The sequence below is a fragment of the Pseudomonas sp. P4795 genome (assembly GCF_048822895.1).
Lineage (GTDB): Bacteria > Pseudomonadota > Gammaproteobacteria > Pseudomonadales > Pseudomonadaceae > Aquipseudomonas.
On sequence record NZ_JBMFBT010000012.1, the window covers coordinates 52,657 to 78,085 of the forward strand.

Consider the following 25,429-nt stretch of genomic DNA (forward strand, 5'->3'; position numbering starts at 1 on the left):
GCGTTTGATACGCGGCTTTTTTGTGCCTGACAATCCGCCAAAAGATCGCAGCCTTTGTAGGAGCTGCCGAAGGCTGCGATCTTTTGATCTTATGCTTTCTTCGTCCTCGGCAAAAAAATCGCCAACACCCCAAACAACGGCAAGAACGAACACAGGAAGTACACGTACTCAATCCCGTGCACATCCGCCAAATGCCCGAGCAGCGCTGCGCCAATCCCGCCAAAACCGAACATCAGACCGAAGAATATCCCGGCAATCATTCCGACATTGCCCGGCACCAGCTCTTGCGCGTAAACCACGATTGCCGAGAACGCCGAAGCGAGGATGAAGCCAATGACCACGCTGAGCACGCTGGTCCAGAACAGATCGACATGCGGCATCAGCAAGGTGAACGGCGCCACGCCGAAGATCGAGAACCAGATCACCGCTTTACGCCCGACCTTGTCGCCAATCGGCCCGCCAAAGAACGTGCCCGCCGCCACCGCGCCGAGGAACAGGAACAGGTGCAGCTGCGAACTGGCTACCGACAGGTCGAACTTCTCGATCAGGTAGAAGGTGAAGTAGCTGGTGAGGCTGGCCATGTAGAAATACTTGGAGAACACCAGCAGCCCGAGCACCACCAGCGCGCTGGTTACCCTGCCCTTCGACAATCCGTGGGTGGCAGCCTGGCCGGCCTTGAGCTTGAACAGGTTGAGGTGATGCGCATACCAGCGACTGATGCGGTACAGCACGAACAGCGCAAACACCGCGAACAGACCGAACCACGCCACGTGATCCTGACCGTAAGGAATGATAATCGCCGCCGCCAGCAACGGACCGAGTGCCGAACCCGCGTTGCCGCCCACCTGAAAGGTCGATTGCGCCAGCCCGAAACGCCCGCCCGAGGCCAGCCGCGCAATTCGCGAAGCTTCCGGGTGGAAAGTCGACGAGCCGATACCGATCAACCCCGCCGCCAGCAGGATCAGCGGGAAGCTGCCGACCACCGACATCATCAGAATGCCGATCAAGGTGCACACCGTGCCCGCCGGCAACAGCCACGGCTTGGGATGACGGTCAGTGTGATAACCCACCCATGGCTGCAACAACGATGCAGTCAATTGAAAGGTCAGGGTGATCAGGCCGATCTGGGTGAAAGTCAGGCCATAACTGGCCTTGAGCATTGGATAGATCGACGGCAACACCGACTGGATCAGATCGTTGATCAAATGCGCCAGCGCCACCGCGCCAATGATCCGCATCACCAGTGGACTGCTTTGTGAGGAAGCGGGCGCCGCCGCAGCGGCGGCCTGAACGTTGCTGATAGCCATGGGAATTTCCGGACAACGGATGGGTGCACGCAGGCAGGTGCGTCAATGTGCCATTTTTCGGTGCGGGCGCGCCATCCCCTTAGCCAGCTAACGAACGATTCACTCATCGGCTGCCAGGTGATAGCGCAACGCCATGGTCTGAATCTTGCCTTCCTTATCCGCTTGAACGCGGCCTCCTTACAAAGGGGATCGAGAATGGGAAGTTCCGCTACAGAGCCGGCCTACAGAGCGGGCGAGAGTGGACTTTCGAAGCCTTTTAGCAGGGCACAGATCGCGCATTCAACAAGCGCGGCGCACGCCAATGGTGCGTGGTGTCCAGAGGAGTCATGAGGCATGCAGGCTTTTTTATCACCGGGGATCCAGTTACTGGGCCGTTTTGGTTTCGCGCGTAAATTCCAGCTGTTGTTTCTACTGTTCATCCTGCCATTGGCCGGTAGCCTGCTGATGATCGGTCAGGACTACCGCAACAAACTCGAGCTGATTTCCGGCGAGCGTGCCGGAGTGCGTCAGTTGCTTGCACTGGATGCGCTGGACAATCTGCTCGCCGCGCAACGCGACCGCGCCGCCCGCTGGCGCGCCACGGAAACCAACCGTCAACCAACGCCCGCTACCCTCGCCGCGATGGCTGCGTTCGACGCGGTGCAACCGACGGTCGCACAAGCCACGCTGAATCTGGGCAATGCCTTGCAGGCCGAAGGCGCCGAGAGCGAAACCCTCAGCCGCTATCAGGCGCTGCAAACCGCGCTGAACGGGCTGGATTCGAAAAGCCTCGCTGGCGTCGGTTGGTGGCCGGACGGTTATGACCGATTCACCAATGCGCTCAGCGCGCTGCAAGCGTTGCGCGAGCAGATCGCCATGGACACTCGCCTGATTCTCGCGCCATGGCTGGAAACCTATTTGCTGACGCAGATTTCCACCCAGCATGCGCCGGACCTGATCGAACGGGTCGGACGCTTGGCCGCAGTCGGCCAGGCTTCAGTGGTGTCCGGCCAATTCACTCTGCAAAGTCGTTTGCAGTTGCGCGACCTGCGCAGCCGGATCGGCGATGCGCGTGAGCAACTGGTGAAAACCGCCGGCCTGCTCGAAGCTCGACTCCCGCCAGCACTGCAAGGTTGGGCCGGGCAATATCACGACAGCCTCAAACAACTGGATGCGGGCCTGAAAGTGCTGGATGACGGCGTGTTCGGTGGCAGCATCAATCTCAAGCCGGAAGACTTCGAGCGCAGCCTTGATGGCTTGCTCGGTAACCTCGCAGCGCTGCGCCAGCAATCGCTGACCTCGCTCGATCAACGGCTGGATGATTACCACGCTTCGGCGATTCGTCAGTTCGTCGTCGCGGCCGCAGTCTTCGGTTGTCTGCTGCTGGCGGCGCTGTATCTGTTCGTCTGCCTGCAAGCCTCGATCCGCCGCAGCGCCAGCGGCATTACCCTGCTCGCCGAAGCGCTGCGTGACGGCAATCTGAGTCTGCAAGTGCCGGTGCAGGGCCGCGATGAACTGGCGGCGATCAGCACTTCGCTCAACGTTGCAGTGGTGCAATTGCGCACCAGTTTGCTCGGGGTCGATCACGAGACTTCGCAACTGAGCAGCGCGGTGCGCAGCCTCAACGATCACTCCAGCGGCGCGCTCAACGAAGTCGAAGCGCAGCAATTGCAGATCAGCCAGATCGCCGCCGCTGCCACGCAACTGGCCGCCACGTCGCAAGGTGTGGCCCAGAGTTGCGAACAGGCGTCCGGCAGCGCCCAGCACACTCAGCGTATCGCCGCCGACAGCAGCCGCGACAGCCAGCGCACCACGGCGAGCATTCAACAGCTCAATCAGCGCCTGAACGAAACAGCGGCGGCATTGGGTCGGGTCAGCGAGCAAGGCCAGCAAATTCAACTAGTGGTCGACACCATTCGCGGCGTCGCCGAGCAGACCAACCTGTTGGCGCTCAACGCGGCCATCGAAGCTGCGCGCGCAGGCGAGCAGGGTCGCGGTTTCGCCGTAGTCGCCGACGAGGTACGCAGCCTGTCGCAACGCACGCAATCGTCCACCGCGCAGATCGCCGGTACCGTCGACAGCCTGCGCAGCACGGTCAACGAAGCGGTGAGCCTGATGGAAGCCGCCTGCGGCCAGGCGCAAACCGACGCCGATGCGGTGACCGGGCTGGGCGAACGTCTGGGAGAAATCGCCAGCGCCGTGCAGAGCGTCACCGACACCCTGGCCCAGATCGCCACCGCCGTCGAAGAACAGGCGAGCACCGCCGATGAGGTCAGCAGCAATATCCAACAGGTCGATCAGGCGGCGGTGCGTTTGCTCGAAGGCGCACGAGCAGTGAACCTTGCGGCCGACTCTTTGAGTCAGGGCAGCCAGGCTTTGAGCGCCAATACCGGGAGATTCCAACTGCGCTGACAGCCTCCGCGCCACGGTTTTTCGGTGCTGGCGGTTAAGCGGTTGAAAATAAGAAGAAATATTTTAGATTTACGCTTGACGCTTTTCCATTTCAGGGGAATAATGCGCGCCACTTGGCTACATAGCTCAGTTGGTTAGAGCATAGCATTCATAATGCTGGGGTCCGGGGTTCAAGTCCCTGTGTAGCCACCAAGTACTAAAAACGGCTTACCGAAAGGTAGGCCGTTTTTTTATGCCTGGAGAAAAGTGCTGCTGTGGCGTCGAGTCTTGGTGACAGTTCCCTGTACACTGAGGACCAGCTTCAGTCGTAAACAGAAAACCCGGCACTGAGCCGGGCATCTATTTGCAACTGCTGATCAGACTGCTGCGTTTTCTTGGCCATCCTGACTGTGAGTTACCACTTTCGACAGTCCAAGGCCTACAGCAGCCAAAACCTTCAGTAACGTAGACAGACCTGGGTTTCCATCTGCTGAAAATTGTCTGTAGAGGTTTCCTCTATTCAGCCCAGTTGTGTTGGAAACAGCAGCAAAACCGCCCCTTGCCTCTACCACACGTCGTACCGCGGTAAGAAAAACAGACTCACCGCCCTCTTCATCAATTTCCTCCAATGCCGCAACGAGATACTCAAGAGCAAAGTCCTCGTCTGTGCGCAGCATTTCGAGAACACTGTCCTCGTGATTGCTTACGCTTTTCATTGTGCTACCCCTTCAGCGCCTTCCAAATTTCTATTGATTGATCAATGTCATTTTGCTGTCTTTGTTTCGTTCCACCACCCAGCAAAAGTAAAACCAACGTGCCGGAAATGACGTAATACACCCGATATCCGGGACCGTAATCGATACGCAGCTCAAATACCGAATCGCCTACGGGAGCGTGATCACCAAAATTCCCGAGGGCAGCCCGCTCAACTCTAGTGGTGATGCGCGCTTTTGCCCTGGAGTCTCGAAGTGCGTCAAGCCAGCACTGGTACAGATCGACATCGTTGTCAGTGTGGGCGTGCTTCACTTCATACATGCACTGTACCTTTAAAGGGACAAATTACTAATTGATAATGTTCATCGAGCGGGTTGATTCGATGGGCGTGCAGCAACTTGAAAACCCAACCCAGTACCTCTATGCGCAGCATCTTCACGCTCAATTACGGGACTGTCGACCCTATAAGTTCGTAGGAGAAATCCGACCACCCTTGGCCCAACCGAAATACTCAAGCGCAAGTTTTTCAAGCGTCGACAAATAAAAACGGCTTACCGAAAGGTAGGCCGTTTTTTTATGCCTGGAGAAAAGTGCGTCTCCCGCACCTCACGCTGTTTGCGTCCTACACGGTCGATCGATACAGTCCGTCAGATCTTTCACCCCACGGACGGAGAGCCCCGCGTGTTTTCAGCCCTGTCGCTGCAACGTTTTCGCCTGCCAGCCCTGACTCTGATTGTCAGCGCCATCACTCTCACTGCCTGCAACGCCCCGCCCTCCTCCAGCCTGCCGCTGGCCCCGGAAATTGCTTCTGGTTATCGCTCCGACCTGCAGGCACAGCACGCCAGCAAACACATGGCCGCCGCTGCCAATCCTCTGGCTGCCGAAGCTGGGCGCGAGATGTTGCGTCAGGGTGGTTCGGCAATTGATGCGGCGATTGCGATGCAGGCGGTGCTGACGCTGGTCGAGCCGCAATCCTCCGGGATCGGCGGTGGCGCGATGATCGTGTTGTGGGATGGCAAGCAGGTGCGCACTTACGACGGTCGCGAAACCGCGCCGGCCGGGGCCACCGAGAAGCTGTTTCTGCAAGCAGACGGTAAACCGATGTCGTTCCAGCAAGCGCAGATCGGTGGCCGCTCGGTCGGTACGCCAGGAGCAATGCGCGCACTGGAACTGGCGCACAGAGAGCACGGGCGTTTGCCGTGGGCCAAGTTATTCGAGCCGGCGATCAAACTCGCCGAGCAAGGCTTCGAAATCTCCCCGCGGTTGTATCAGTCACTGGCCTCCGACCCAAATGTGCAGCGCTCGCCGGACATGGCCGCTTACTTCCTCAACAACGATGGCAGCGTCAAAGCGGTCGGCACTCGCTTGAAGAATCCTGCCTTGGCTGCCGTGCTCAAACGCATCGCCAAGGAAGGGCCGGACGCGCTGTACAAAGGCCCGATTGCCGAGGAGATCGTCGCCAAGGTTCAGCGCCACGCCAACCCAGGCAGCCTGTCGTTGAATGATCTTCAGCACTATCAGGCCAAGGAGCGTGCGCCGCTGTGCACCGACTACAAACGCTGGCAGGTCTGCGGCATGCCGCCGCCGTCGTCCGGTGGTATCGCAGTGGCGCAGATTCTCGGCACCTTGCAGGCGCTGGAAACCCGCGACCCGCGTCTGGCGCTGGCGCCGCTCAAACCTGTGAAGACCGATAAACCGGCCGGTATCGAACCCACGCACGAAGCCGTGCACCTGATCGCCGAAGCCGAACGCCTGGCCTACGCCGACCGCGCGCAATACGTGGCCGATACTGACCTCGTGCCAGTGCCGGTCAAAGGCCTGGTCGATCCGGGTTATCTGGCCAGCCGCGCCAGCCTGATCGGCGAACGCAGCATGGGCACGGCCAAACCGGGAACCCCGCCGGGCATCCAAGTCGCCTACGCACCGGATCGCTCGCCGCTGCGCATTTCCACCTCGCAAGTTGTGGCTGTGGATGACTTGGGCGGCGCCGTGTCGATGACCACCACCATCGAAGCTGCGTTCGGCTCGCACCTGATGGTCCAGGGCTTCTTGCTCAACAACCAGATGACCGACTTCTCGTTCATACCCGAGGAGAACGGCCAGAAAGTCGCCAACCGCGTCGAACCCGGCAAGCGCCCGCGCTCGTCGATGGCGCCGACGCTGATCTTTGATCGCCACAGCGGTGAATTCGTCGCCACGGTCGGCTCTCCCGGCGGCTCGCAGATCATCGAATACGTGGCCAAATCCACCGTCGGCCTGCTGGACTGGAACCTGGACCCGCAACAAGCCATCAACCTGCCCAACTTCGGCAGCCGCAACGGCCCGACTGAACTTGAACAAGGCCAGTTCAGCACGGCGCTGATCCAGGCGCTCAAGGACAAAGGGCACACGGTGAACGAAATAGACATGACCAGCGGCACCCAGGCCATCGTGCGGGTCAAGAATGCGCAGGGGAATGCTTCGCTGGAAGGTGGCGCGGATCCGCGGCGTGAAGGGGTTGCGTTGGGGGATTGATGAGTTCGCAGCAATGAAAAAGGCTTGCCGGTGGGCAAGCCTTTTTCATGTCAGTTCTGCAGCGTTTTGCCGTCCACCGGATCACCAATCTTCAGAAAGTGCCCGCCGGCAACATGGTGCAAGGTGCGCAACTCATCATGCCCCTCGAAATGCCAACGCCCGTCACTGAAGACCCGTTCATCAGCGTGCGCCGCAATCACCTCGGCGAGGAACAGGTCGTACTGTTCATGATTGCGCGGCTCCGGCAGCAAACGGCATTCCAGCCACGCGACACAACCGTCGAGCAGCGGCGCTTCTACCAGATCGCCGGCGAAGGTTTCCAAGCCATAGGCCTGAAACTTGTCCTGACTCTGCTCGCGATTGATCTCAAGACCAGAGGTCGAGCCAACGGTTTGCACGATGTCGGCCTGACTCACGCACGGCACGTTGAGCACGAAGGTGCCGGAGGCTTCGAGCAACTGGCGCGTCCAGGTGGATTTGTCGAGCACCACGGCGACTTTCGGCGGTTCGAAATCCAGCGGCATCGCCCAGGCAGCGGCCATGATGTTGCGCTGGCCGTCGTGGGCCGCACTCACGAGCACCGTCGGGCCGTGGTTGAGCAGGCGATAGGCTTTGTTCAGGGGAACCGGGCGGCGGTGGGAATCGCTCATGGGGATCTGCTCCGGGGAAAAGAGCCGATTGTAACGGGATCAAAACGAAGAAAGGATCGTCATTGACGATCCTTTCCTTCAGCGCAATCAGTTGGACAATTGGTTGGCGAACTGCCCTACCGCGTTCACCACTTTCTGCGCGCCGTCCTGAATCTCGACGATCACCGTGCCCGCCTCTGCCGCCAGCGCCAACCCTTGCTCGGCCTGGAGCTTGCCGTCGGTCATCAGGGCCACGGCGTTGCGCGCCATGTCCTGGTTCTGCCGCACCACGCTGACGATCTCTTCGGTGGCCTGGCTGGTGCGCGAAGCCAGTTGCCGTACTTCGTCGGCCACTACCGCAAAACCGCGGCCCTGCTCACCGGCACGCGCTGCTTCAATCGCGGCGTTGAGCGCCAGCAGATTGGTCTGTTCGGCAATTCCGCTGATGGTTTTGACGATGGAACCGATCACCTGCGATTGCTCGTTCAATGCTTCGATACCGTCGCCGGCAGTCTGCATATGGCGCGACAGGTCGCGCATCACTTTGACGGCTTCGGTGACCACAGTGGTCCCGCGCTGGGCGGTGCTGTCGGTCTGCAGCGAGGTGCTGTAGGCGATATTGGCGGCTTCGGCGACCGCTTGTTCCTGATTGACCTGATCGGTGATGACCGTGGCGAACTTGACCACTTTGTAGAGCTTTTCGTTGGCAGCCAGCACCGGGTTGTAGGAAGCCTCCAACCACACCGTACGACCATGGCTGTCGACCCGTTTGAAACGACCGGCAACAAACTCACCGTTGTTCAGACGACGCCAGAAGTTTTGATACTCCGCACTGTTGAATTCCTGCGGTTCGCAGAACTGGCGGTGATGTTTGCCCTTGATCTGCGCGAGACTGTAACCCATGCCCTGCAGGAAGCGGTCGTTGGCGGTCAGAACGTTACCGTTGAGGTCGAACTCGATCACCGCGGTCGAACGCACCAGCGCGCCGATCAGGTTTTCATGTTCGCGCGAGGCTTCGATGGTGCGGGTCAGGTCGCTGGAGAAAATCGAGAAATGCTTGATCCGGCCATCCGAGGAACGCACTGGCTGCACAATCGAACGCAGCCACGCTTCTTCGCCATTGCCGCGCGACAGGCGCACTGCACCGGCGAAATGCTCGCCACGGGTCAGGGCAGCCTTGAAGCGATGGTGGAATTCGTCGGACTTCACATGCGCCGGCACGATGTCGTCGATGGCGCGGCCGATCAAGTCGTGGCCCTTGTAGAGCATCTCGCTGAGAAAATTCTGATTGGCCGACTGAATCCGCCCGTCAGGCTCGAGAGTCAGCACCAGCATCTCGCTTTCCAGGCTTTCCTTCACTTGCACAAGGCTGGAGAGTTCTTCACGAAGAGCCGCCAACTCTTGCTTCAGGCGTTTGTTGAACATGGGAAAGCACCGATTGACCAGATAGAAAGCGGGGATACAGCCTAACCATCGGCCTTGCAGGTGTTTTCTGAAGTGCGCTGAAGCTTTGTCCTACAAAAATACTTGCGCGTCGCCGGTTCAGACAGTTCCGGCTACTTGGCATTGGCCGGTGCGCGGCATGCGCGCGCCGAAATATGCCGCGCTGGCGAAACCGACCACGCCCATCACCGCGCAGAACATCACGCAGATCCATGGGCTCCACGGCATCAGACCAATCAGCAGTAGTGGAGAGACACTTGCCCATGCGGCGTAGGCAATGTTGTAGGTGAAGGAAATGCCCGACACGCGAATACGCGCAGGGAACAGACCGACCATCACCGATGGCACCGCGCCGACCACGCCGCAGCAAAGACCGGCCAGCGCATAGGCCAGACCTACCCAATCGCCACCGCTGATCAGGCAGCTGTAAAGCACGCCAATGCCCAATGGGAGCAACAGGCTGTAAAGCATCACCGTGCGCCAGGCACCGATGCGGTCAACCAGCCAACCGGCAATCACGCAGCCGATATTCAGAAACACGATGCCCAGCGCGCTCAGGCCAAAAGTATGGCTGGCTGTCATGCCGAAGGTTTTCTGCATCATGGTCGGGGTGATCACCACGAAGACCACCACCGCCGAGGTCAGCACGCAGGTCAGTAGCATCGCCGGGAGCATCGCCAGACGATGTTCGCGCAGCACCGTGCGCAGCGGCAGTTCGACCCGCGCCTCGCGCTGGGCTTCCATGGCGATGAACACTGGTGTCTCACTAAGCCAGCGGCGCAGCCAGACTCCGATCACGCCGAACACGCCGCCGAGCAGGAATGGATAGCGCCAGGCGTAATCGAGGATTTCCGTCGGCGTGAACATCTGGGCGAGGAAGGTCGCGGTCAACGCGCCGATCAGGTAACCAAAGGTCAGACCGGCCTGCAAAAAGCCCAAGGCATAACCGCGATGCCCGGTCGGTGCGTGTTCGGCGACGAACACCCAGGCGCTCGGCACTTCACCGCCCACTGCCGCGCCTTGCAGGATCCGCAGGGCCAGCAGCAACAGCGGGGCGAAGTAACCGATCTGGGCATAAGTCGGCATGATCCCGATCAGCAGGCACGGCAGCGCCATCATCAGGATGCTCAGGCTGAAGACTTTCTTGCGCCCGAGGCGATCGGCGAAATGCGCCATCAGAATCCCGCCCAGCGGCCGCGCCAGATAACCGGTGACAAAGATCCCGAAGCTTTGCAGCAAGCGCAGCCATTCGGGCATTTCCGGCGGGAAGAACAGCTGGCTCAGGGTCAGGGCGAAGAACACGAAAATGATGAAATCGTAGATCTCCAGCGCACCGCCAAGGGCCGCAAGGCCGAGGGTCTTGTAGTCGGAACGGCTGAACGGCGCCGGGCGGGCAGAAGCATGGGCAGTCATGGCAAAGAACTCTGGCACAGGCAAAAAACCAAGGCGCACATGGTCTACGCAAATGCGCCGGCGGACAACCCGTTAGACCATAGTCACGAATCGGCAAAACGCAGTCACAAAAAAACCTCGGTTGATTTACTGTTGGCGCCTGTCTGACGGGCCTGTTGCGCCCTCAAGACCACAATAAACATAAAAATCCGAGGTACTCCCGTGGCCGTTGATATCGAAGATAGCCGCTCTGCGCGCTTTGCCTTGCGCTGTTCAAGTTTTGCCGAACGCTGGTTTCCCGATTCGTGGGTATTCGCCGCGCTGGCGGTGATCATCGTGGCGCTGGCCACCTTGGCCATGGGCGCCAAACCGACCGCTGCCGCGATGGCCTTCGGTGACGGCTTCTGGAGCCTGATCCCGTTCACCATGCAAATGGCCTTCGTGGTGATCGGCGGTTACGTGGTCGCCAGCTCGCCACCGGCCGTGAAACTCATCGACCGCCTGGCGCGCATCCCGAAAAACGGCCGTTCCGCCGTGGCTTGGGTCGCGTTGATTTCGATGGTCGCGTCGCTGTTGAACTGGGGCTTGTCGCTGGTCTTCGGCGGCTTGCTGGTGCGCGCCCTTGCCCGCCGCACCGATCTGAAAATGGATTATCGCGCCGCCGGTGCCGCTGCCTATCTGGGGCTTGGCGCGGTGTGGGCGCTGGGTTTGTCGTCCTCCGCCGCGCAGTTGCAGGCCAACCCGGCCAGTCTGCCGCCATCGATTCTGTCGATCACCGGGGTGATTCCGTTCACCCAGACAATTTTCCTCTGGCAGTCCGGGGTGATGCTGCTGGCGCTGGTGGTCGTGTCGATCATCATCGCTTACGCCACCGCGCCCGGCCCGAACTCGGCGCGCGATGCCAAGGCCTGTGGCATCGACCCGGCGTTCAACCTGCCGCCGCTGCAACCGCGCACGCGTCCGGGTGAGTGGCTGGAACACAGCCCGCTGCTGATCATTCTGCTGGTGCTACTCGCGGCCGGATGGCTGTTTCATGAGTTCTCGACCAAACCGGCGATCTCTGCGATTTCCGGGCTGAATACCTACAATTTCCTGTTCATCATGCTCGGCGCACTGTTGCATTGGCGCCCGCGCAGCTTCCTCGATGCGGTGTCGCGCGCGGTGCCGACCACCACGGGCGTGCTGATCCAGTTCCCGCTGTACGGTTCGATTGCCGCGCTGATGACCACGGTCAAAGGCACTGACGCGCAGACGCTGGCGCATCACATCTCGACCTTCTTCGTCAGCATTGCGTCGCACGACACCTATGCGCTGCTGATGGGTGTTTACTCGGCGATTCTCGGCTTTTTCATTCCGTCCGGCGGCGGCAAGTGGATCATCGAAGCGCCGTACGTGATGCAGGTCGCCAACGACCTCAACTATCACCTCGGCTGGGCTGTGCAGATTTATAACGCCGCCGAAGCCCTGCCGAACCTGATCAACCCGTTCTACATGCTGCCGCTGCTTGGCGTGCTCGGGTTGAAGGCGCGGGATCTGATCGGCTTCTCGTTCGTGCAGTTGCTGGTGCACACGCCGCTGGTGCTGCTGCTGTTGTGGGCGCTAGGCACGACGTTGGCGTATACGCCGCCGGTGATGCCTTAAGCAAGAGAATGCCGCCTGTTCAGCAACAGGCGCCAGCCATGGCTGACGATTCTTTTCGACTCTGCCCACTAGACCGCTCCATATCCATGGTTTCAGTATGTACCCGCCCCGCAATCGGGACTCACGCTGAAAAGGATCTGAGCATGTTCAAACTCGCAGGACTCTCCTTGGCCGCGCTCACACTGAGCGCCGCCGCCCACGCCGATGTCGACCTGAAACTGGGCAGCACCGAGCGCGTTACCCGCCTCTTCGCGTATCCAAACAATTGCAGCGTGATCTGCTTCCGTAACTGGACGCTGGAGCAGACTGTCACGCATTACTTGAGTCAGAGCGTGCAGCGCGACGGTTACCCCGACGCGAAAGTGCTGGTGAAAACCGATAACGACCAGCTCTATGCCGAAATCACCGGCGTGCCCAAGGGCTACGAAAAACCCTTGGCCGCACTGCTTGACGCCGGGGATCTGGCCTACACCGGCGCCAGTAAACTGAATACCGATGGCAAATGGGCCTTCAACTGGTATCTGTTCCTGCCGCTGGGCATGGCGCTGGAAAACCGCAAGAGTGTCGAATTGCTGCACTTCCCGCCGGATTACTCGCTGACTCAAGCACAGGATTATCTGCGCTCGAATACCACCGACCGCTGGGCCGATCTGCTGACCGACAACGGCATCCCGGCCGACCAGACCCCGGCCTATCAAACCATCATCGATATCGCGCCGATTGCTGCGCCTGCCACCGCGGGCAAGAATCTGGAAGGCACCTACGACTACTTCAAGGATTATCAGACCACGATGGTCAAGCAGGTCAGCCAGAACGCCAGCGGTACCGTGCTGCCGATGGTTGCGTTTGGTGCGCCGGTGCGTAACTGGATCAAGCAACAATACGGGCCGACCGTGAGCGTGCTCGGTCTGGCGACCATCAGTCCGAGCGCAGGAGTGAAAGTGCCGGTGCTCGGTTCGAACCACCCGAGTTACATCTGGTACGTCGCTGATCCTGAGAGCTATACCGGCGACGATGCCCAGGCCAAGGCTGACGCAGCCGGTTTGAAAGTGATGGGCCAGGATCTGAGCGCTGCCTGCTGGCAAGCGGGGATGGGCAGTAAACCGGGCAGCGATCCGAAAACCCTGCTGAACAGCTGCACGCAGACCTGGCAAGTGACGCAAAAGGTCAAAACCTGCGAGCTGTTCTACACCTCGATACGGCATTCGACGGACGTACAGGCGGCGGCTACGTGTGCGACCCCGCCAATCAAGGCGCAGTTGCAACAACTCACATCGCCACTGCCGGAGTCGGCAGTTCCGGCACCGCATATCTGATACGTGACGCTGCCTTCCCGTGTCAGCTCAGGCTGACGCGGGAAAGCGTCTTTCACGCCTGTCAGATCTGACAGTAGACCGTTGGTTCCGTATAGGGGATTCTTGGATCCAATAACTGTGTTGCAGGACTGACAGGACGTCAGCCTACGGAAGTCGCAACACTCCCAGGACAGGGATCGTTATGAACACTGCCGCGTTGCAAGGTCACCCACCCCCGCCTTCGGAAGGGATCTACCTATCCGCCAGGCTTCCCGTTCGCCTGGGATTTCCATCGGCCAAGGATTTCAACATCGTCCGCGATGGCCAAGGTATCGCTACGGACGTCGTCGCGTGTCGGAATTTTTTGCGCATCAGCCGCATGTGCAGGGTTTCCGGACAACTGGTGCCCTACCCCTGCCAACACTCCCGACAAATGGCGACGGGCATCCACATTTACGATCCGCGCTTTTTCGGGCTGTTCAGGCACTCCTGCTATCCGAACGTGTTCCTCGACTTGAGCGAATTGTGGCTGTGGGCGCTGATCGACATTCACCCGGGCGACTCGCTGACCATGGACTACGCCGCAACCGAGGGCAAACTGCGATGCCAGTTCGCCTGCGGTTGCGGCGCATCATGTTGTCGCGGCTGGATCTATGGCTTTGATGAAACACCCAACGCCGAGGGCCAGCGTTTTTTGCAAGACTGGCGTAAACAGGGTTTTCGCTGAGCCGCCTGGTTACGGCGCGCCAACCGGACGCAAACGATACTGCGGCGGCAGTTGCTCAGGACCACTGATCGTCGCGTTCAGGCTTTTCCAGCGCCCGTCCTTGATCCCGTAGATGCAGCCGTGGATCGACAGGCTCTGCCCGCGATGCCAGGCGTTCTGCACAATGCTGGTGTGGCCAACGTTGGCCACTTGCTGGATCACGTTGAGTTCGCACAGGCGATCAACTTGCTCTTCTTCGGTAGGCAGCTTGGCCAGCTCTTCACGCTTCTCGTAATACAGATCGCGGATCGAACGCAGCCAGCCGTCGATCAGCCCGAGCTGACGATCCTGCATCGATGCACGCACGCCGCCGCAGCCGTAGTGGCCGGTGACCAGGATGTGTTTGACCTTGAGCACGTCGACTGCGTACTGAATCACCGACAGGCAATTGAGGTCGGTGTGCAGCACCACGTTGGCCACGTTACGGTGCACGAACAGATCGCCCGGCAGCATGCCGACGATTTCGTTGGCCGGCACTCGCGCATCGGAGCAGCCGATCCACAGATACTCAGGGGTCTGTTGGCGAGCCAGCTTGGAGAAAAAATCCGGATCTTCCTGCTTGATCGCCTCGGCCCAACGTTCGTTGTTATCAATCAGGTCTTGTAATTCGTTCATGCTGTAAGGCCTCAAGAAAGATGCGCAGGTATGACAGACGACCACCCTTTGGGGTCACGCAAGGATTGTCTGTGATTTCGTTGGAATTTCTCGTGAGCCCGGTGAGTCCACCTAGTAAGGCCCACAGTATGAGGAATTGCCATGACTGATTCACGACGTCCGTACGATGCGGTGCAACCGGAACCGATCGATGATAACGAAGACCGCATGGGCTCGGTGCGGGAGCTGGATTTTGACGACGGCGATGAGCCGGGTGCGAAGATCGGCGATGAGTTACCGGAAGGTGAACGCGAGCGGTTGATGCCGGCCGAACGTGTACGCGAAGCGGGACTCACTGGCGCATCAACTTCTGACCATGAAAACACCGACGATGATCTGAGTCCGGAAACGCTGATTCGCGAGGATGGCGCCAGGGATGCGCATGAATCCGGAGAAGACAATCCGGCAGATTGGGATTTGAGCCTGGTCGACGAAGATGACATCGGCGGCGGCAATGGCCTGGATGAAGCAGAGCTCGCGCGGCGTGAACCTTTGGATGGTAACCGCTAACCGATTTGCGCATTTCCCGTGTAGGAGCTGCCGAAGGCTGCGATCTTTTGATGTTGCTTTATAAGATCAAAAGATCGCAGCCTGCGGCAGCTCCTACAGGTGTTCAGTCAACGAGGGTGCAGGCCATGACCACGGCATCTTCGCGTCCACCGACCGCCGGATAGTAATCGCGACGCCGGCCGATCTCGTTGAAGCCATAACGCTCATACAAGCGGAACGCCGAGCGATTGCTGTCGCGAACTTCCAGAAAACACTCACGCGCTTGTGCGGCATAAGCACGCGACATCAGATGTTCGAGCAACGTCAGCCCCAGACCGCGCCCCTGATTCTCCGGTTTGACCGTGATGTTCAGCAGATGCGCCTCATCAAGGATGATCTGCACCACGCCGTGGCCAACCTGCTGCTGGCCTTCGAACATCAGCCAGATCTGGTATTTGCCCAAGCCATCGAGAAAAATCCCACGCGTCCAGGGATGGCTGTAGGCCGCGAACTCGATCTTCAACACAGCGTCGAGGTCGGCTTCGGTCATAGGGCGGAACGTTACAGCGTCACTCATTCGATTCTTTCCAGCGCGCCATCAGCCGACGCATGGCTTGCCACACGGCGGCTTTGCGCTGTGGCTCTTCCATCAATAATTCCAGCCCCGGAACGGCCCATGCCGTACCCAGGCCTTCGATCTGCAATTCATTGTTGAACGCTTCGGCGTCTACCTCGCCAGCAAAACGTACTGCGGGCAGGCCGATCAACCACAGGCAGGCGCAAGGTGCGGTTTCCATTTGTACTGAAAGGAAGCCTTGCACGAAATCCCGCGCCGCTTCCGGACCTTGATCCATGTTGCCGCGCACCAATAATGGCCAGCGCACCGGCTCACCGACAATCTGCGGTGCATCCGGCAGACCGGCGGCGCGTAGCATGTCTTTGAGCAACAGATAGGCAGGATCGCGGGTCTGGAACGAATCGCCTGTGGGTAACTCCACCAACAGCAGACATTTACCGGCGCGCAGCAACTGCAGGGCAAAACGTGGCGGCGGCACCGGCGCCGGTTTGGCGACCACGGGCGCGTCGTCCACAGACTCGACCGCTTTCGTCGGACGAGCGGTGGACGGCGTCGGACGCGGCACTTCGATCTTCGCCCGCTCCGCCGGGCGCGCGACCGGCTGCACCGGAGCTTCGGCCTGCGCAGCCGGAATCGGCGGCGCCACAACCTCAGGTTCGATGATTTCCAGCAGCTCGGGCCGCGACGGTGCGGCGAAGGGCAATTCGGTGCGCGGCAGCCAGTTGACCACCTGCATGGCGTTCAAATAGGCGCGGCGGCGGGACTCGATAAGCAAGGGTCGGCCACTTGTGGATAACTGAAGTGCGCCGATTCTACCGCCCTTCGCTCAAGATCGCTTGCGGTTGATCGATAGTCTTGACCTGAATAAAAATTACAGCCCGTCCCGAGAGTGAATCGCATCGCCCGCGATGCAGTACAATCGCGGCTTTTAATCGCCAACCAGCCGGCCATTCCGATGATCGAACCCAAGCGCGTCTTGCGCGCCCTCGCTGAACACTGGGCACTTCTGGAGCCACTGTGCGAGCACTTCGACCAAGGCACACTGAGCCTCAACGAACTGCGCACGCAACTGGCCGCCCAACAACTCGACAGCACGCCGCAGGACATCACCAGCCTGCTCGACGTGTGGATTCGTCTCGACATTCTGGTACCCGTGGCGAAAAGCCCGAACCGTTTCGAGCTGAATGCGCAGATTCACGACTTCCTCGCCTACCTGCGCCGCGAGCACCGCCTCGGCCTGTGTCTGGAGATTGAAGCCTACCTGCGCCATCTCGAGCGTCTGGCCGGTTACATCCAGGACGCGTTCGACATCCGCGACGGCAACGACCTCGCTCGTCAGTTGCGCTTGCTCGACATGCGCGTGCGCGATGTATTGAAGAAACTCGACAACGACGAACAGGCGCTGGTGGCCGTGGCGGAACGGGCCAAGACCAGCGACCGGCAGATCCCGCTGCGTCAGCGTTATGCCGAGGTACTCGCGACTTGGGACGAATACGTCGAACCGATGATCGATCTGGTGAATGCCGACGGCGCCTTCGAGCAAGGCGTGCGTAAGGTCGAAAACGTGCTGCTGAAAATGCTCAGCGAACAGCAGCGCCTGGGCCATCTGGTGGATGACGACATGCTGCTGCGCACCCACGCGCGCATCCTCGAAATGCAGACCAGCGCCCAGTTGACCCTGCGCCACGCCCGCGAACTGCTGCTGCCGCTGCGTGAAGAAGCGCGCCGGCACAACGCCGTGACCCGTGGCGCCGCACTGGCACTCGCGGCGATCCGCCGTAAAGGCATCGACGCCGTGCCCCAGGCCGCGATGCCGCTGTTCACCCGACCGCAAAGCACCTTCCTCGGCAGCGCCAGTCAGGTCGAAGCCTATGTCTACGCCCTCGCCCGTTTCGAGCCGAAACCGGCGCGTTTCCCCAAGGCGCACAAGACCCACAAAGGTGAAGCGCCACGCGCGCCGCGCACCGTGCGCGAGATGCTCGAGCGCTGTGAAGATGCCCTGCCGATGCCGGACTTGATGGTCTGGCTGCTGGAGCAGGAACCGGACGGCGCCACCGACGAATTGCTTTATTGGTTCTCGCGCCTGTCGCGGGAAAAACGCTTCAAGCGCGAGCGTCTGGAACGCCGCGATTACCACACTCATGAGCACCAGGTCAGCCTGCGCTCCTTCGCCCTGCTCTCGGCCCGCGACCCCGCCGCCGAGGATTCTGCGAGCATCCCCAATGCATCTTGATCTATCCGAACTGTCCCAACTCGCGCCGATCTTCCGCGAGCTGTTCAAGGGCTACCACGTCAGCCGCCGCGACCCGGAGCTGTACGCGCAACTGTCGAACTTCCAGGATCAGTACCGCACGCTGTTCAAGGCGCTGGGGTTTGAACTGGTCTGTGACACCCGTGGTTTCTACTACTTCGTGCCGGATCTGGCCGCTGCAGCGGTGAACAAGACTGCGCAGCGTCTGGCGCTGTTCACCTTTATCGTGGTCGAGCACCTGGCCGACCAGGGCCGCGATCCGATTGCCGTGCTCGATGGCGGCAGCCTCGGCCGCGAGGAACTGCCATCGCTGCTGGAAAAGTACCGCGACCTGTTTATTCAGGCCGAAGTGCAAACGGTTGAAGAGCTGGAAGAAAAAATCATGCGCCGCATGACTCAGCTCGGTTTCGCTGGTGAAGAGAACGGCGTTTATCGCTTCCTGCCGCCGATGCACCGTTTCCTCGACGTGTGCCTGTCGGTGCAGCAAGACCGCAATCTGGCGGCCAGCGTGCACAGCGTTCTGCCGCTGCCGGTTCCGGTGCTGATCGACGATGAAGCTGATGCCCGATTGCTGGAAACTGACGATCCGCTCGATTTGAGCGAGTTTTCCGAAGAGAGCGAAGAAGACGCACTGGCCCGCGCCATTGCCGAAGAACAGGAGACCGACGCATGAGCCAGGAACGCTACGGCATCCGCCGCTTTGCCCTTTTGAACACCGCCGGTTACAGCCTCGGTTTGTTCCCGCTGGAAGAACCGCTGTCGGTTTACGGCGCGAACAACCTCGGTAAATCCGCCTCGATCAACGCCTTGCAGTTCCCGATTCTGGCGCGCATGTCGGACATGAGTTTCGGCAAGTACAGCCTCGAACAATCACGGCGCTTCTACTTTGCCTCGGATACCAGTTACATCCTGGTTGAAGTGAACCTGCCGCACGGCCCGCACGTGATCGGCGTGGTCGGTCGTGGCCCGGGCGGCGGTTTCGGTCACCAGTTCTTCGCCTACGCCGGCAAACTGGATCTCGCGCATTACCAGAAAGATGACACCTGCCTGCGCCAGAAAGAGCTGTTCACCAACCTTGAGCGCGAAGGCCTGAAGGCTTACGAACTCAAGCCTGATGAACTGCGCCGTTTGCTGGTTGGCGGCCACACTTCGATTCCGCTCGACCTGACCCTGATCCCGCTGCGCTCCACCAGCGAGCAGAGCCTGAAGACCTTCCGCGCGCTGTTCATCAACCTGCTGCACATGCGTGAAATCACCGCGGCCAAACTCAAGCAATTGTTCCTCGACGCCTTCGAGCACAGCCTGCGTTCCGGTAGCGTGGATTATATTGCCGCGTGCGAAGAAGCCTTCCGCGACGTACGCCGCATGGAGCAGGACTACAACTCGCTGGTCGCCGCCGGCCCGTTGGTCGAAGCCTTGGGCAACGGCGTGAAACAGCGCGATCTGCTGCGCGGCAAACTGCATCGCCTGTCGCCACTGCTCGACTCGCTGCTCGGCACCTGGTCGGATTACGCCGGTGCGCGCAAGGAAGAGCTGACGATCCAGGCCGAGCACTACCGTGGCGAGCAGGACAGTCTGCAAAACGATCAGCGTGGCGGTACCCAGGAATTGATGCGTCTGGAACGGGAGATTTCCGGCATCCAGCGCTGGCTCGGCGAACTGTCGGTGCTGAAGAATCGCTTCGCGCTGGTCGATGACGTCAAAGTGCTGGAGCAGCAACTGTTGGCGGCCAAGGATGCTCACGATGAACTGGCCGGTGCGCTCGCGCAGTCCCGCCAGTTCAGCGCCGAGGATCTGGAAGAGCGCCTGCGCGATCTGGAAAAACGCCTGAAGTCGGTCAAGCAGCAACTTGATCACGCCGACAACAACAGCTATGCGCGTCTGCGTGAAGAGTTTTCGCAGCAAGACGTCGAGCGCCTGATGCGTCTGTTCAACAGCGCACTGTTCAGCCTGCCGCTGGGCGAACACGGGATCACCCTCGACGAGAACGGCGAGTGGGTGAAATCCATGGAGCTGATTCTCGACGCGTTCAAAGGCGAGCGCTTCGAAGTGCCGGGCCTGTCGATCGACCTGTCGAATATCGAGCCGCCCGCTCTGCAAGCGCTGGCCGACCGTGCCGCACTGCGCGATCAGAAGGAGCGTCTGGACAAAGAACTCAAGCAACTGAAAACCCAGCAAGCCGTGGCTGCTGACCGCGCCGCGAGCAAGACCCAGACCGAAGCGCTGTATCAGCAAGTGCTGGATGCGCAGAAAGCCCTGGAAGACTTCCGTCGTGCGCAGACGCTGAGCGCCGAAGAAGGCGACAAACTCGAGCAACTGGCGCAGATGGAAGCCGCGCAAGACGAACTCAAGCGCTCCAGCGATGCGTTCACCGAGCGCGTCCAGCAGCTGTCGGCCAAGCTGCAACTGGTCGGCCGCCAGATCGCCGACATGGAAGCCAAGCAACGGACCCTCGACGATGCGCTACGTCGTCGTCAGTTGCTGCCGGCGGATCTGCCGTTCGGTACGCCGTTCATGGATCCGGTCGACGATTCGATGGACAACCTGCTGCCGCTGCTCAACGACTATCAGGACAGTTGGCAAGGCCTGCTGCGCGCCGATGGCCAGATTGAAGCGCTGTATGCGCAAGTACGCCTTAAAGGCGTGGCCAAGTTCGACAGTGAAGACGACATGGAGCGCCGTCTGTCGCTGCTGATCAACGCTTACGCGCACCGCACCGACGAAGCCCTGACCTTGGGCAAGGCGCGGCGTGCAGCGGTCACCGATATCGCGCGCACGCTGCGCAACATCCGCAGCGACTACGACAGCCTCGAGCATCAACTGGCGCTGTTCAACCGCGAGATCAACAAGCGTCAGGTCTCGAACTTGCAAAGCTTCCGCATTGTGCTGGCGCCGAACAAGGAAGCGCTCAAGCACATTGACCAGATCATCCACAGCGCCGGTCAGTATGAAGAAGGCGAAACCCTGTCGGTGTTCGACCTGAGCCAGAGCGCGGAGCAGGACAACAAGAACGAAGAGGCCAAGGAGTATCTGGCACGACTGGTTGCGGCTAACCACAACCAGCTCGGTCTCAAAGACTTGTTCGAACTCGCGTTCGAGATCACCAAGGTCAATGGTCAGCCGGTTATCCACACCGACATCGATGGCGCGGCGTCCAACGGCACCACCATGACCATCAAGGCGCTGACCAACATGTACTTGTTGCTGCACTTGATGGATCGCGACCTCGCCGGCCGCGTGCGCCTGCCGTACTACCTCGACGAAGCGGCGGACATCGATGAGAAGAACCAGGCAGCCTTGCTGGAAACCAGCCTGCAACTGGGCTTCGTGCCGATTCTGGCGAGCGTGAAGCCGCAGGTTTGTGCCAGTGTTGCGATTGACCTTGAAGGTGGCAGCGGTCCGGCCGGGATCTACATTGATGAGTCGGACTGGAAGTACATCCGCCGGCATGATGTGGTGAAGGCTACGGTGAATGTTGCTGCGGATGAACCGGAGCTGGATGCGGTTTAACTGACACGCGCAAAAAAAGGGCCGCGATCTGATGGGATCGCGGCCCTTTTTTATGGCTTGGGATTTGTGCTGAGTTTCAGGCCCTCATCGCTGGCAAGCCAGCTCCCACAGGTTTCGTGTCGAGCACAGGTTTTTTGTACACCACAAAGAACTGTGGGAGCTGGCTTGCCAGCGATGGCGTCCTTCCAGACGCCGAATAACCTTGAGGTTACTTACCGAGGGAGATCTTTGGCGCCCAGGTCAGCCATTCATCTTCAAACTTGTCGAACAACGGGAACGTCTGCTCTGCGCGAGCTGGATTCCCCATCCGCTCGCCGTCCGGTGTGGCAAATGCGATGCCGCCCTGAATCGCGGTTTCCAGAGACTCCGTACGAACCGTCAAGCCCTGGAACAGGCCGATATCGAAACCGACACCGCTGGTGTTCCAGAACCGCGTACCGCCCCGCACCAGTGGCGCGTATTTCGGCTCAATCAAAATGTGCACCAATACGCGGTCGGCAGTCTGCCCGAGTTCATAACCAGTGACTTTGCCCACAGTGATTTCGCGGTAAGTAACCGGCACGCCCGGCTTCAGCGAACCTCGACGCGCGGCGCTCAATACCAGACTCAAACCGGCTTCCTGTTTGATGACTTCCGGCGGACTGGCCAGTGCGACGAAGTTCCTCTGCGGCCCGAGGTTCTTCGCGGCTGGCTGCACTTCCAGATATTGCCCCGTGACCAGGGTTTCCAGATTCGAAGTCTTGATCAGACCCAGCTCCGGTTTGACCACCCAGAATTGACTGCCGACCCGGGCAATGCGCTCCGGCACTTCGGTGATGCGTGCAGTGAGGATCACCGATTGCAGATCGTCGGTCAGATCTACGCTTTCGATCTTGCCTACGTCGAGCCCCTTGAAGCGCACCGGCGTGCCACTGCGCAGACCGTCAGCACGATCGACCTTGATCGTGACCACGGCACCCTTTTGATTGGCTTCGTCATGATTGGCGAACAGGCGGAAGCGAGGAATACGCTTCTGCAATGGCGCCTTGGCTTCCGGCGTCTCAAAAGCGATGCCGCCGGCCATCAGGCTTTGCAGGGATTCACTCTTGACCTGAATGCCGCCGGTCAAGCCGCCGGTCAGCGTAATGCCGCTGGCATTCCAGAACCGCGTCGAGGCGTTGACCAGACCTTCGTATTCTTTCTCGATGTGCACACCGATGACCAACTGCTTTTTGGTCCGCGAGAATTGGTAGCTCTGCACCGAACCGACCTTGACCTGCTTGTAGAGGATCGGGCTGCCGACCTCCAACGAGCCGAGATTTTCCGTGAACAGCACCAGGTGCAGACCGGGCGAACGCAGATCCAGCGGCGGCGCTTTCGGCCGTGCCTCGAACTCACGCTTCGGGGCAGCACCTTTGTCGCCCGGGCGCACGGCGATGTAGTTGCCTTTCACCAGAGCTTCGAGACCGGTGATACCAGCCAGGGAAATCGACGGCTTGACTACCCAGAACTGAGTACCGTCGACCAGGTAGTCTTCAGCCAATGGATCGAGGGTAAGCTCGGCAGTCGCGCTGTTCAGGTCCGGATCGACCTTCAGCGCTTTCAGATTGCCGACCTGGATGCCTTTGTACATGACCGGTGTGCGGCCAGCTTGCAGACCTTCGAAGTCGCTGAGTTTGACCTTGATCCGGATACCGGCGGCGGCAGCGTCGAAGTCTTCGTAGAGACGGAACGGCAGGCTCGGATCGGTCGGTGGACTGTCCTTGCGATTCTCCGGCGTGGCGAAAGCAATACCGCCGGCGACGATGCTGGCCAGCGATTCGCTACGGACTTTGACGCCGGACAGGTTGGCGTCGATGCTGATGCCGCTGGCGTTCCAGAAACGCGTGTGTTTGCGCACCAGTTTGGCGTAGGTCGGCTCGATGAAGACTTTGAGTTCGACAGTGCTCTGGTCTTCCGACAGCAGATAACTTTTCACCTGGCCGACTTTGATCTGCTTGTAGAACACCGGGCTGCCACGGTTCAGCGAACCCAGGCGATCAGCCTTGATGGTCAGGTGCAGGCCGGGCTTGGAATCAGACAGCGGTGGCTCTTCGGCCAGCGCCTTGAACTTGCGGCTCGGCTCGCCTTCGCCGGGGCTGATCGCCACGTAGTTACCGGAGACAAGGGTTTCCAGACCGGTGATACCCGCGAGCGTCACGCTCGGTTTGACCAGCCAGAAACGCGTGCTGGTCTTCAGGTATTGCTCGACGTCCTTGTTCATCTCGACCGTGGCGATCACTCCTTTGGAGTTGCCTTCGTCATCGAGCTTGAGCGTTTTGACCTTGCCGACCGACATGCCTTTGTAGACCACTTCGGTCTTGTTGGCCTGGATGCCTTCACCGCTTTCGAACCGCACCTGAATCTCGATGCCGGTTTCGTTATAGGCACGCCAGCCGAGCCAGCCGCCGATGATCAGCGCAATCAGGGGCAGGACCCAAATGGCCGACCAGTTCGAGGCCGGTCGGGTTTTCGCTACAGGCAAATCAGTCATGGTCGGCATCCGACTCCGTGTTATCCCAAATCAGCCGGGGATCAAAAGTTACTGCGGCGAGCATCGTCAGAATCACCACACTGGCGAAGGCGATGGCGCCAAGATTGGCTTCGACGCTGGCAAGCCGGCCGAAGTTGACGACCGCCACCAGAATGGCGATCACAAAAATATCGAGCATCGACCAGCGGCCGATGAACTCGATGAAACGGTACATCCAGATGCGCTGGCGTGCTGACAATGGCTGACGGCGCTGCACCGAAAACAGCAGCAGCGCAATCCCCACCAGTTTGAAGGTCGGCACCACAATACTGGCGATGAATACCACGGCGGCGATCGGGATCATGCCGTGCTGCACCAACTGGATCACGCCGGACATGATGGTGCTTGGATCACCTTGCCCCAACGAGCTGACAGTCATGATCGGCAGCACGTTGGCCGGGATGTATAGAATCGCGGCGGTGATCAGCAGCGCCCAGGTGCGAACGAGACTGTTCGGGCGACGGGCGTGAACCAAAGCACCACAGCGGGTGCAGGTCTGCTCTTCGGTGCCGGCGTCCTGTTTGTTCAATTCGTGGCATTCGGTACAAATCAGAATGCCTGCATCAATCGCCCGCATGGGCATCTTCTCCTGATAACGCCTGCCAGATCTGATGCGGTGACATCACCACTTCGAGCCAGACCTGAACCAACAACAAGCCGATAAAACATGCCAGGCCGAGGCCGACAGTGATGGCTGCCATATCTGCCAGTTTGACGATCGCTACCAGCACGCCCATTAGGTAAACCTCAAGCATTCCCCAGTCTTTCATGTGGTGATAAATGCGGTAGAGCAGCAAACCGTAACTGCGGCCGACGTTGAAACGAATCGTCAGCAGGACCATCAATTGGCATAAAAGCTTGAGCAGCGGGATCGCCATGCTGCACAAGAACACGATTACTGACACACCTTGCATGCCGGTATTGAACAGCCCGACTACGCCGCTCCACACGGTGTCTTGCGACGATTGTCCGAGTAGATTGAGTTGCATGATGGGTAAAAAGTTCGCCGGCACGTACAGCAGCAGTGCCGCGATGACCAGTGCCAGACTGCGTTGCACCACGTTGTGGCGATGGGCGTATAGCTCATAGCCGCAGCGAGGGCAGAGGGCTTTCTCGCCGCGAGCAAGCTCGGGCTTGCGCATCAGCAAGTCGCACTCATGGCAGGCCACCAAGTCATCCAGCGGTAAATCTGACAGCCCGGGGGCGTCAACCGAATCTGACATAAGGGCTCAGGCTCCGAAAAAGATGGGGTCTATTCTAGTGTTCTGCTTCGAAAATAACTGTGCAATTTTGTTCGCTATTACCAGCAAAAACTTTCCCGCGCGC

The 25,429-nt window shown here is 59.8% G+C and carries 21 protein-coding genes, 1 tRNA gene and 1 pseudogene; 10 read left to right on the plus strand and 13 right to left on the minus strand.

Annotation, left to right across the window (positions count from 1 at the left end; translation table 11 throughout):
• Positions 1 to 89: 89 nt before the first annotated feature.
• Positions 90 to 1,307, minus strand: coding sequence for an MFS transporter (locus ACOI8A_RS26265; RefSeq protein ID WP_420650806.1), 1,218 nt, complete (start codon positions 1,305 to 1,307; stop codon positions 90 to 92).
• Positions 1,308 to 1,640: 333 nt separating this feature from the next.
• On the opposite strand from ACOI8A_RS26265, the gene ACOI8A_RS26270 reads away from it, so the two are divergent.
• Both ACOI8A_RS26270 and ACOI8A_RS26275 read left to right on the plus strand, forming a co-directional pair.
• On the plus strand, positions 1,641 to 3,698 hold the full coding sequence (locus tag ACOI8A_RS26270) for a methyl-accepting chemotaxis protein (protein WP_420650807.1): 2,058 nt from the start codon (positions 1,641 to 1,643) through the stop codon (positions 3,696 to 3,698).
• Between the two features lie 115 nt (positions 3,699 to 3,813).
• Positions 3,814 to 3,890, plus strand: a tRNA-Met gene (locus ACOI8A_RS26275).
• Positions 3,891 to 4,054: 164 nt separating this feature from the next.
• Here the strand turns inward: ACOI8A_RS26275 and ACOI8A_RS26280 are convergent.
• Positions 4,055 to 4,393, minus strand: coding sequence for a DNA-binding protein (locus ACOI8A_RS26280; RefSeq protein WP_420650808.1), 339 nt, complete (start codon positions 4,391 to 4,393; stop codon positions 4,055 to 4,057).
• A gap of 4 nt (positions 4,394 to 4,397) precedes the next feature.
• A complete protein-coding gene (locus ACOI8A_RS26285) occupies positions 4,398 to 4,712 on the minus strand; it encodes a type II toxin-antitoxin system RelE/ParE family toxin (protein WP_420650809.1) in 315 nt (104 codons plus the stop codon).
• A gap of 360 nt (positions 4,713 to 5,072) precedes the next feature.
• Here ACOI8A_RS26285 and ggt point away from each other — a divergent pair, with 360 nt between their 5' ends.
• Positions 5,073 to 6,905: a gamma-glutamyltransferase gene (gene ggt, locus ACOI8A_RS26290; RefSeq protein ID WP_420650810.1), complete on the plus strand. Its 1,833-nt coding sequence runs from the start codon at positions 5,073 to 5,075 to the stop codon at positions 6,903 to 6,905.
• 50 nt (positions 6,906 to 6,955) lie between these two features.
• Here ggt and ACOI8A_RS26295 read toward each other — a convergent pair whose 3' ends face one another.
• From ACOI8A_RS26295 to ACOI8A_RS26310, 4 genes and pseudogenes are all read right to left on the minus strand, one after another.
• On the minus strand, positions 6,956 to 7,555 hold the full coding sequence (locus ACOI8A_RS26295; protein WP_420650811.1) for a flavin reductase family protein: 600 nt from the start codon (positions 7,553 to 7,555) through the stop codon (positions 6,956 to 6,958).
• Between the two features lie 87 nt (positions 7,556 to 7,642).
• A complete protein-coding gene (locus ACOI8A_RS26300) occupies positions 7,643 to 8,074 on the minus strand; it encodes a methyl-accepting chemotaxis protein (protein WP_420650825.1) in 432 nt (143 codons plus the stop codon).
• 156 nt (positions 8,075 to 8,230) lie between these two features.
• Positions 8,231 to 8,959, minus strand: a pseudogene (locus tag ACOI8A_RS26305) (PAS domain-containing protein); the annotation flags it as partial.
• Positions 8,960 to 9,076: 117 nt separating this feature from the next.
• The gene (locus ACOI8A_RS26310; RefSeq protein ID WP_420650812.1) at positions 9,077 to 10,390 is read right to left on the minus strand and encodes an MFS transporter; all 1,314 of its coding nucleotides are present in this window, start codon (positions 10,388 to 10,390) and stop codon (positions 9,077 to 9,079) included.
• 201 nt (positions 10,391 to 10,591) lie between these two features.
• Here ACOI8A_RS26310 and ACOI8A_RS26315 point away from each other — a divergent pair, with 201 nt between their 5' ends.
• The 3 genes from ACOI8A_RS26315 to ACOI8A_RS26325 all read left to right on the plus strand — a co-directional run bounded on the left by ACOI8A_RS26315 (position 10,592) and on the right by ACOI8A_RS26325 (position 14,032).
• Positions 10,592 to 12,010, plus strand: a complete 1,419-nt coding sequence (locus tag ACOI8A_RS26315; protein WP_420650813.1) for a short-chain fatty acid transporter — start codon at positions 10,592 to 10,594, stop codon at positions 12,008 to 12,010.
• 143 nt (positions 12,011 to 12,153) lie between these two features.
• Positions 12,154 to 13,326 (plus strand): hypothetical protein, encoded by a 1,173-nt coding sequence (locus ACOI8A_RS26320; RefSeq protein WP_420650814.1) that lies wholly within the window; start codon positions 12,154 to 12,156, stop codon positions 13,324 to 13,326.
• Positions 13,327 to 13,507: 181 nt separating this feature from the next.
• Positions 13,508 to 14,032 carry a lysine methyltransferase gene (locus tag ACOI8A_RS26325; protein ID WP_420650815.1) on the plus strand — a complete coding sequence of 175 codons (525 nt, stop codon included), beginning with the start codon at positions 13,508 to 13,510 and terminating at the stop codon, positions 14,030 to 14,032.
• 9 nt (positions 14,033 to 14,041) lie between these two features.
• On the opposite strand, the gene can is transcribed toward ACOI8A_RS26325, so the two are convergent.
• Positions 14,042 to 14,686: a carbonate dehydratase gene (can, locus tag ACOI8A_RS26330; RefSeq protein ID WP_420650816.1), complete on the minus strand. Its 645-nt coding sequence runs from the start codon at positions 14,684 to 14,686 to the stop codon at positions 14,042 to 14,044.
• A gap of 141 nt (positions 14,687 to 14,827) precedes the next feature.
• On the opposite strand from can, the gene ACOI8A_RS26335 reads away from it, so the two are divergent.
• Positions 14,828 to 15,235 carry a serine kinase/phosphatase gene (locus ACOI8A_RS26335; protein ID WP_420650817.1) on the plus strand — a complete coding sequence of 136 codons (408 nt, stop codon included), beginning with the start codon at positions 14,828 to 14,830 and terminating at the stop codon, positions 15,233 to 15,235.
• Positions 15,236 to 15,338: 103 nt separating this feature from the next.
• Here the strand turns inward: ACOI8A_RS26335 and rimI are convergent, their stop codons facing one another.
• Both rimI and ACOI8A_RS26345 read right to left on the minus strand, forming a co-directional pair.
• On the minus strand, positions 15,339 to 15,791 hold the full coding sequence (rimI, locus tag ACOI8A_RS26340) for a ribosomal protein S18-alanine N-acetyltransferase (protein WP_047303173.1): 453 nt from the start codon (positions 15,789 to 15,791) through the stop codon (positions 15,339 to 15,341).
• Complete coding sequence (locus tag ACOI8A_RS26345) at positions 15,784 to 16,527, minus strand: energy transducer TonB (RefSeq protein ID WP_420650826.1); 744 nt, start codon at positions 16,525 to 16,527, stop codon at positions 15,784 to 15,786. The genes rimI and ACOI8A_RS26345 overlap by 8 nt, the downstream gene beginning before the upstream one ends.
• Before the next feature lie 219 nt (positions 16,528 to 16,746).
• On the opposite strand from ACOI8A_RS26345, the gene mksB reads away from it, so the two are divergent.
• From mksB to mksF, 3 genes are read left to right on the plus strand one after another with little or no spacing between them, the layout of a single operon-like run.
• On the plus strand, positions 16,747 to 18,024 hold the full coding sequence (mksB, locus tag ACOI8A_RS26350) for an Mks condensin complex protein MksB (RefSeq protein WP_420650818.1): 1,278 nt from the start codon (positions 16,747 to 16,749) through the stop codon (positions 18,022 to 18,024).
• Positions 18,014 to 18,715 (plus strand): Mks condensin complex protein MksE, encoded by a 702-nt coding sequence (gene mksE / locus ACOI8A_RS26355; protein WP_420650819.1) that lies wholly within the window; start codon positions 18,014 to 18,016, stop codon positions 18,713 to 18,715. Before mksB ends, mksE begins: the two co-directional genes overlap by 11 nt.
• The gene (gene mksF, locus ACOI8A_RS26360; RefSeq protein ID WP_420650820.1) at positions 18,712 to 21,552 is read left to right on the plus strand and encodes an Mks condensin complex protein MksF; all 2,841 of its coding nucleotides are present in this window, start codon (positions 18,712 to 18,714) and stop codon (positions 21,550 to 21,552) included. Before mksE ends, mksF begins: the two co-directional genes overlap by 4 nt.
• Before the next feature lie 208 nt (positions 21,553 to 21,760).
• Here mksF and ACOI8A_RS26365 read toward each other — a convergent pair whose 3' ends face one another.
• The 3 genes from ACOI8A_RS26365 to ACOI8A_RS26375 are packed head-to-tail and all read right to left on the minus strand — an operon-like array spanning position 21,761 to position 25,326.
• The gene (locus ACOI8A_RS26365; RefSeq protein WP_420650821.1) at positions 21,761 to 24,064 is read right to left on the minus strand and encodes an intermembrane transport protein PqiB; all 2,304 of its coding nucleotides are present in this window, start codon (positions 24,062 to 24,064) and stop codon (positions 21,761 to 21,763) included.
• Positions 24,057 to 24,680, minus strand: a complete 624-nt coding sequence (locus ACOI8A_RS26370) for a paraquat-inducible protein A (RefSeq protein ID WP_420650822.1) — start codon at positions 24,678 to 24,680, stop codon at positions 24,057 to 24,059. The genes ACOI8A_RS26365 and ACOI8A_RS26370 overlap by 8 nt, the downstream gene beginning before the upstream one ends.
• Positions 24,667 to 25,326 carry a paraquat-inducible protein A gene (locus tag ACOI8A_RS26375; protein WP_420650823.1) on the minus strand — a complete coding sequence of 220 codons (660 nt, stop codon included), beginning with the start codon at positions 25,324 to 25,326 and terminating at the stop codon, positions 24,667 to 24,669. Before ACOI8A_RS26375 ends, ACOI8A_RS26370 begins: the two co-directional genes overlap by 14 nt.
• Between the last annotated feature and the right edge of the window lie 103 nt (positions 25,327 to 25,429).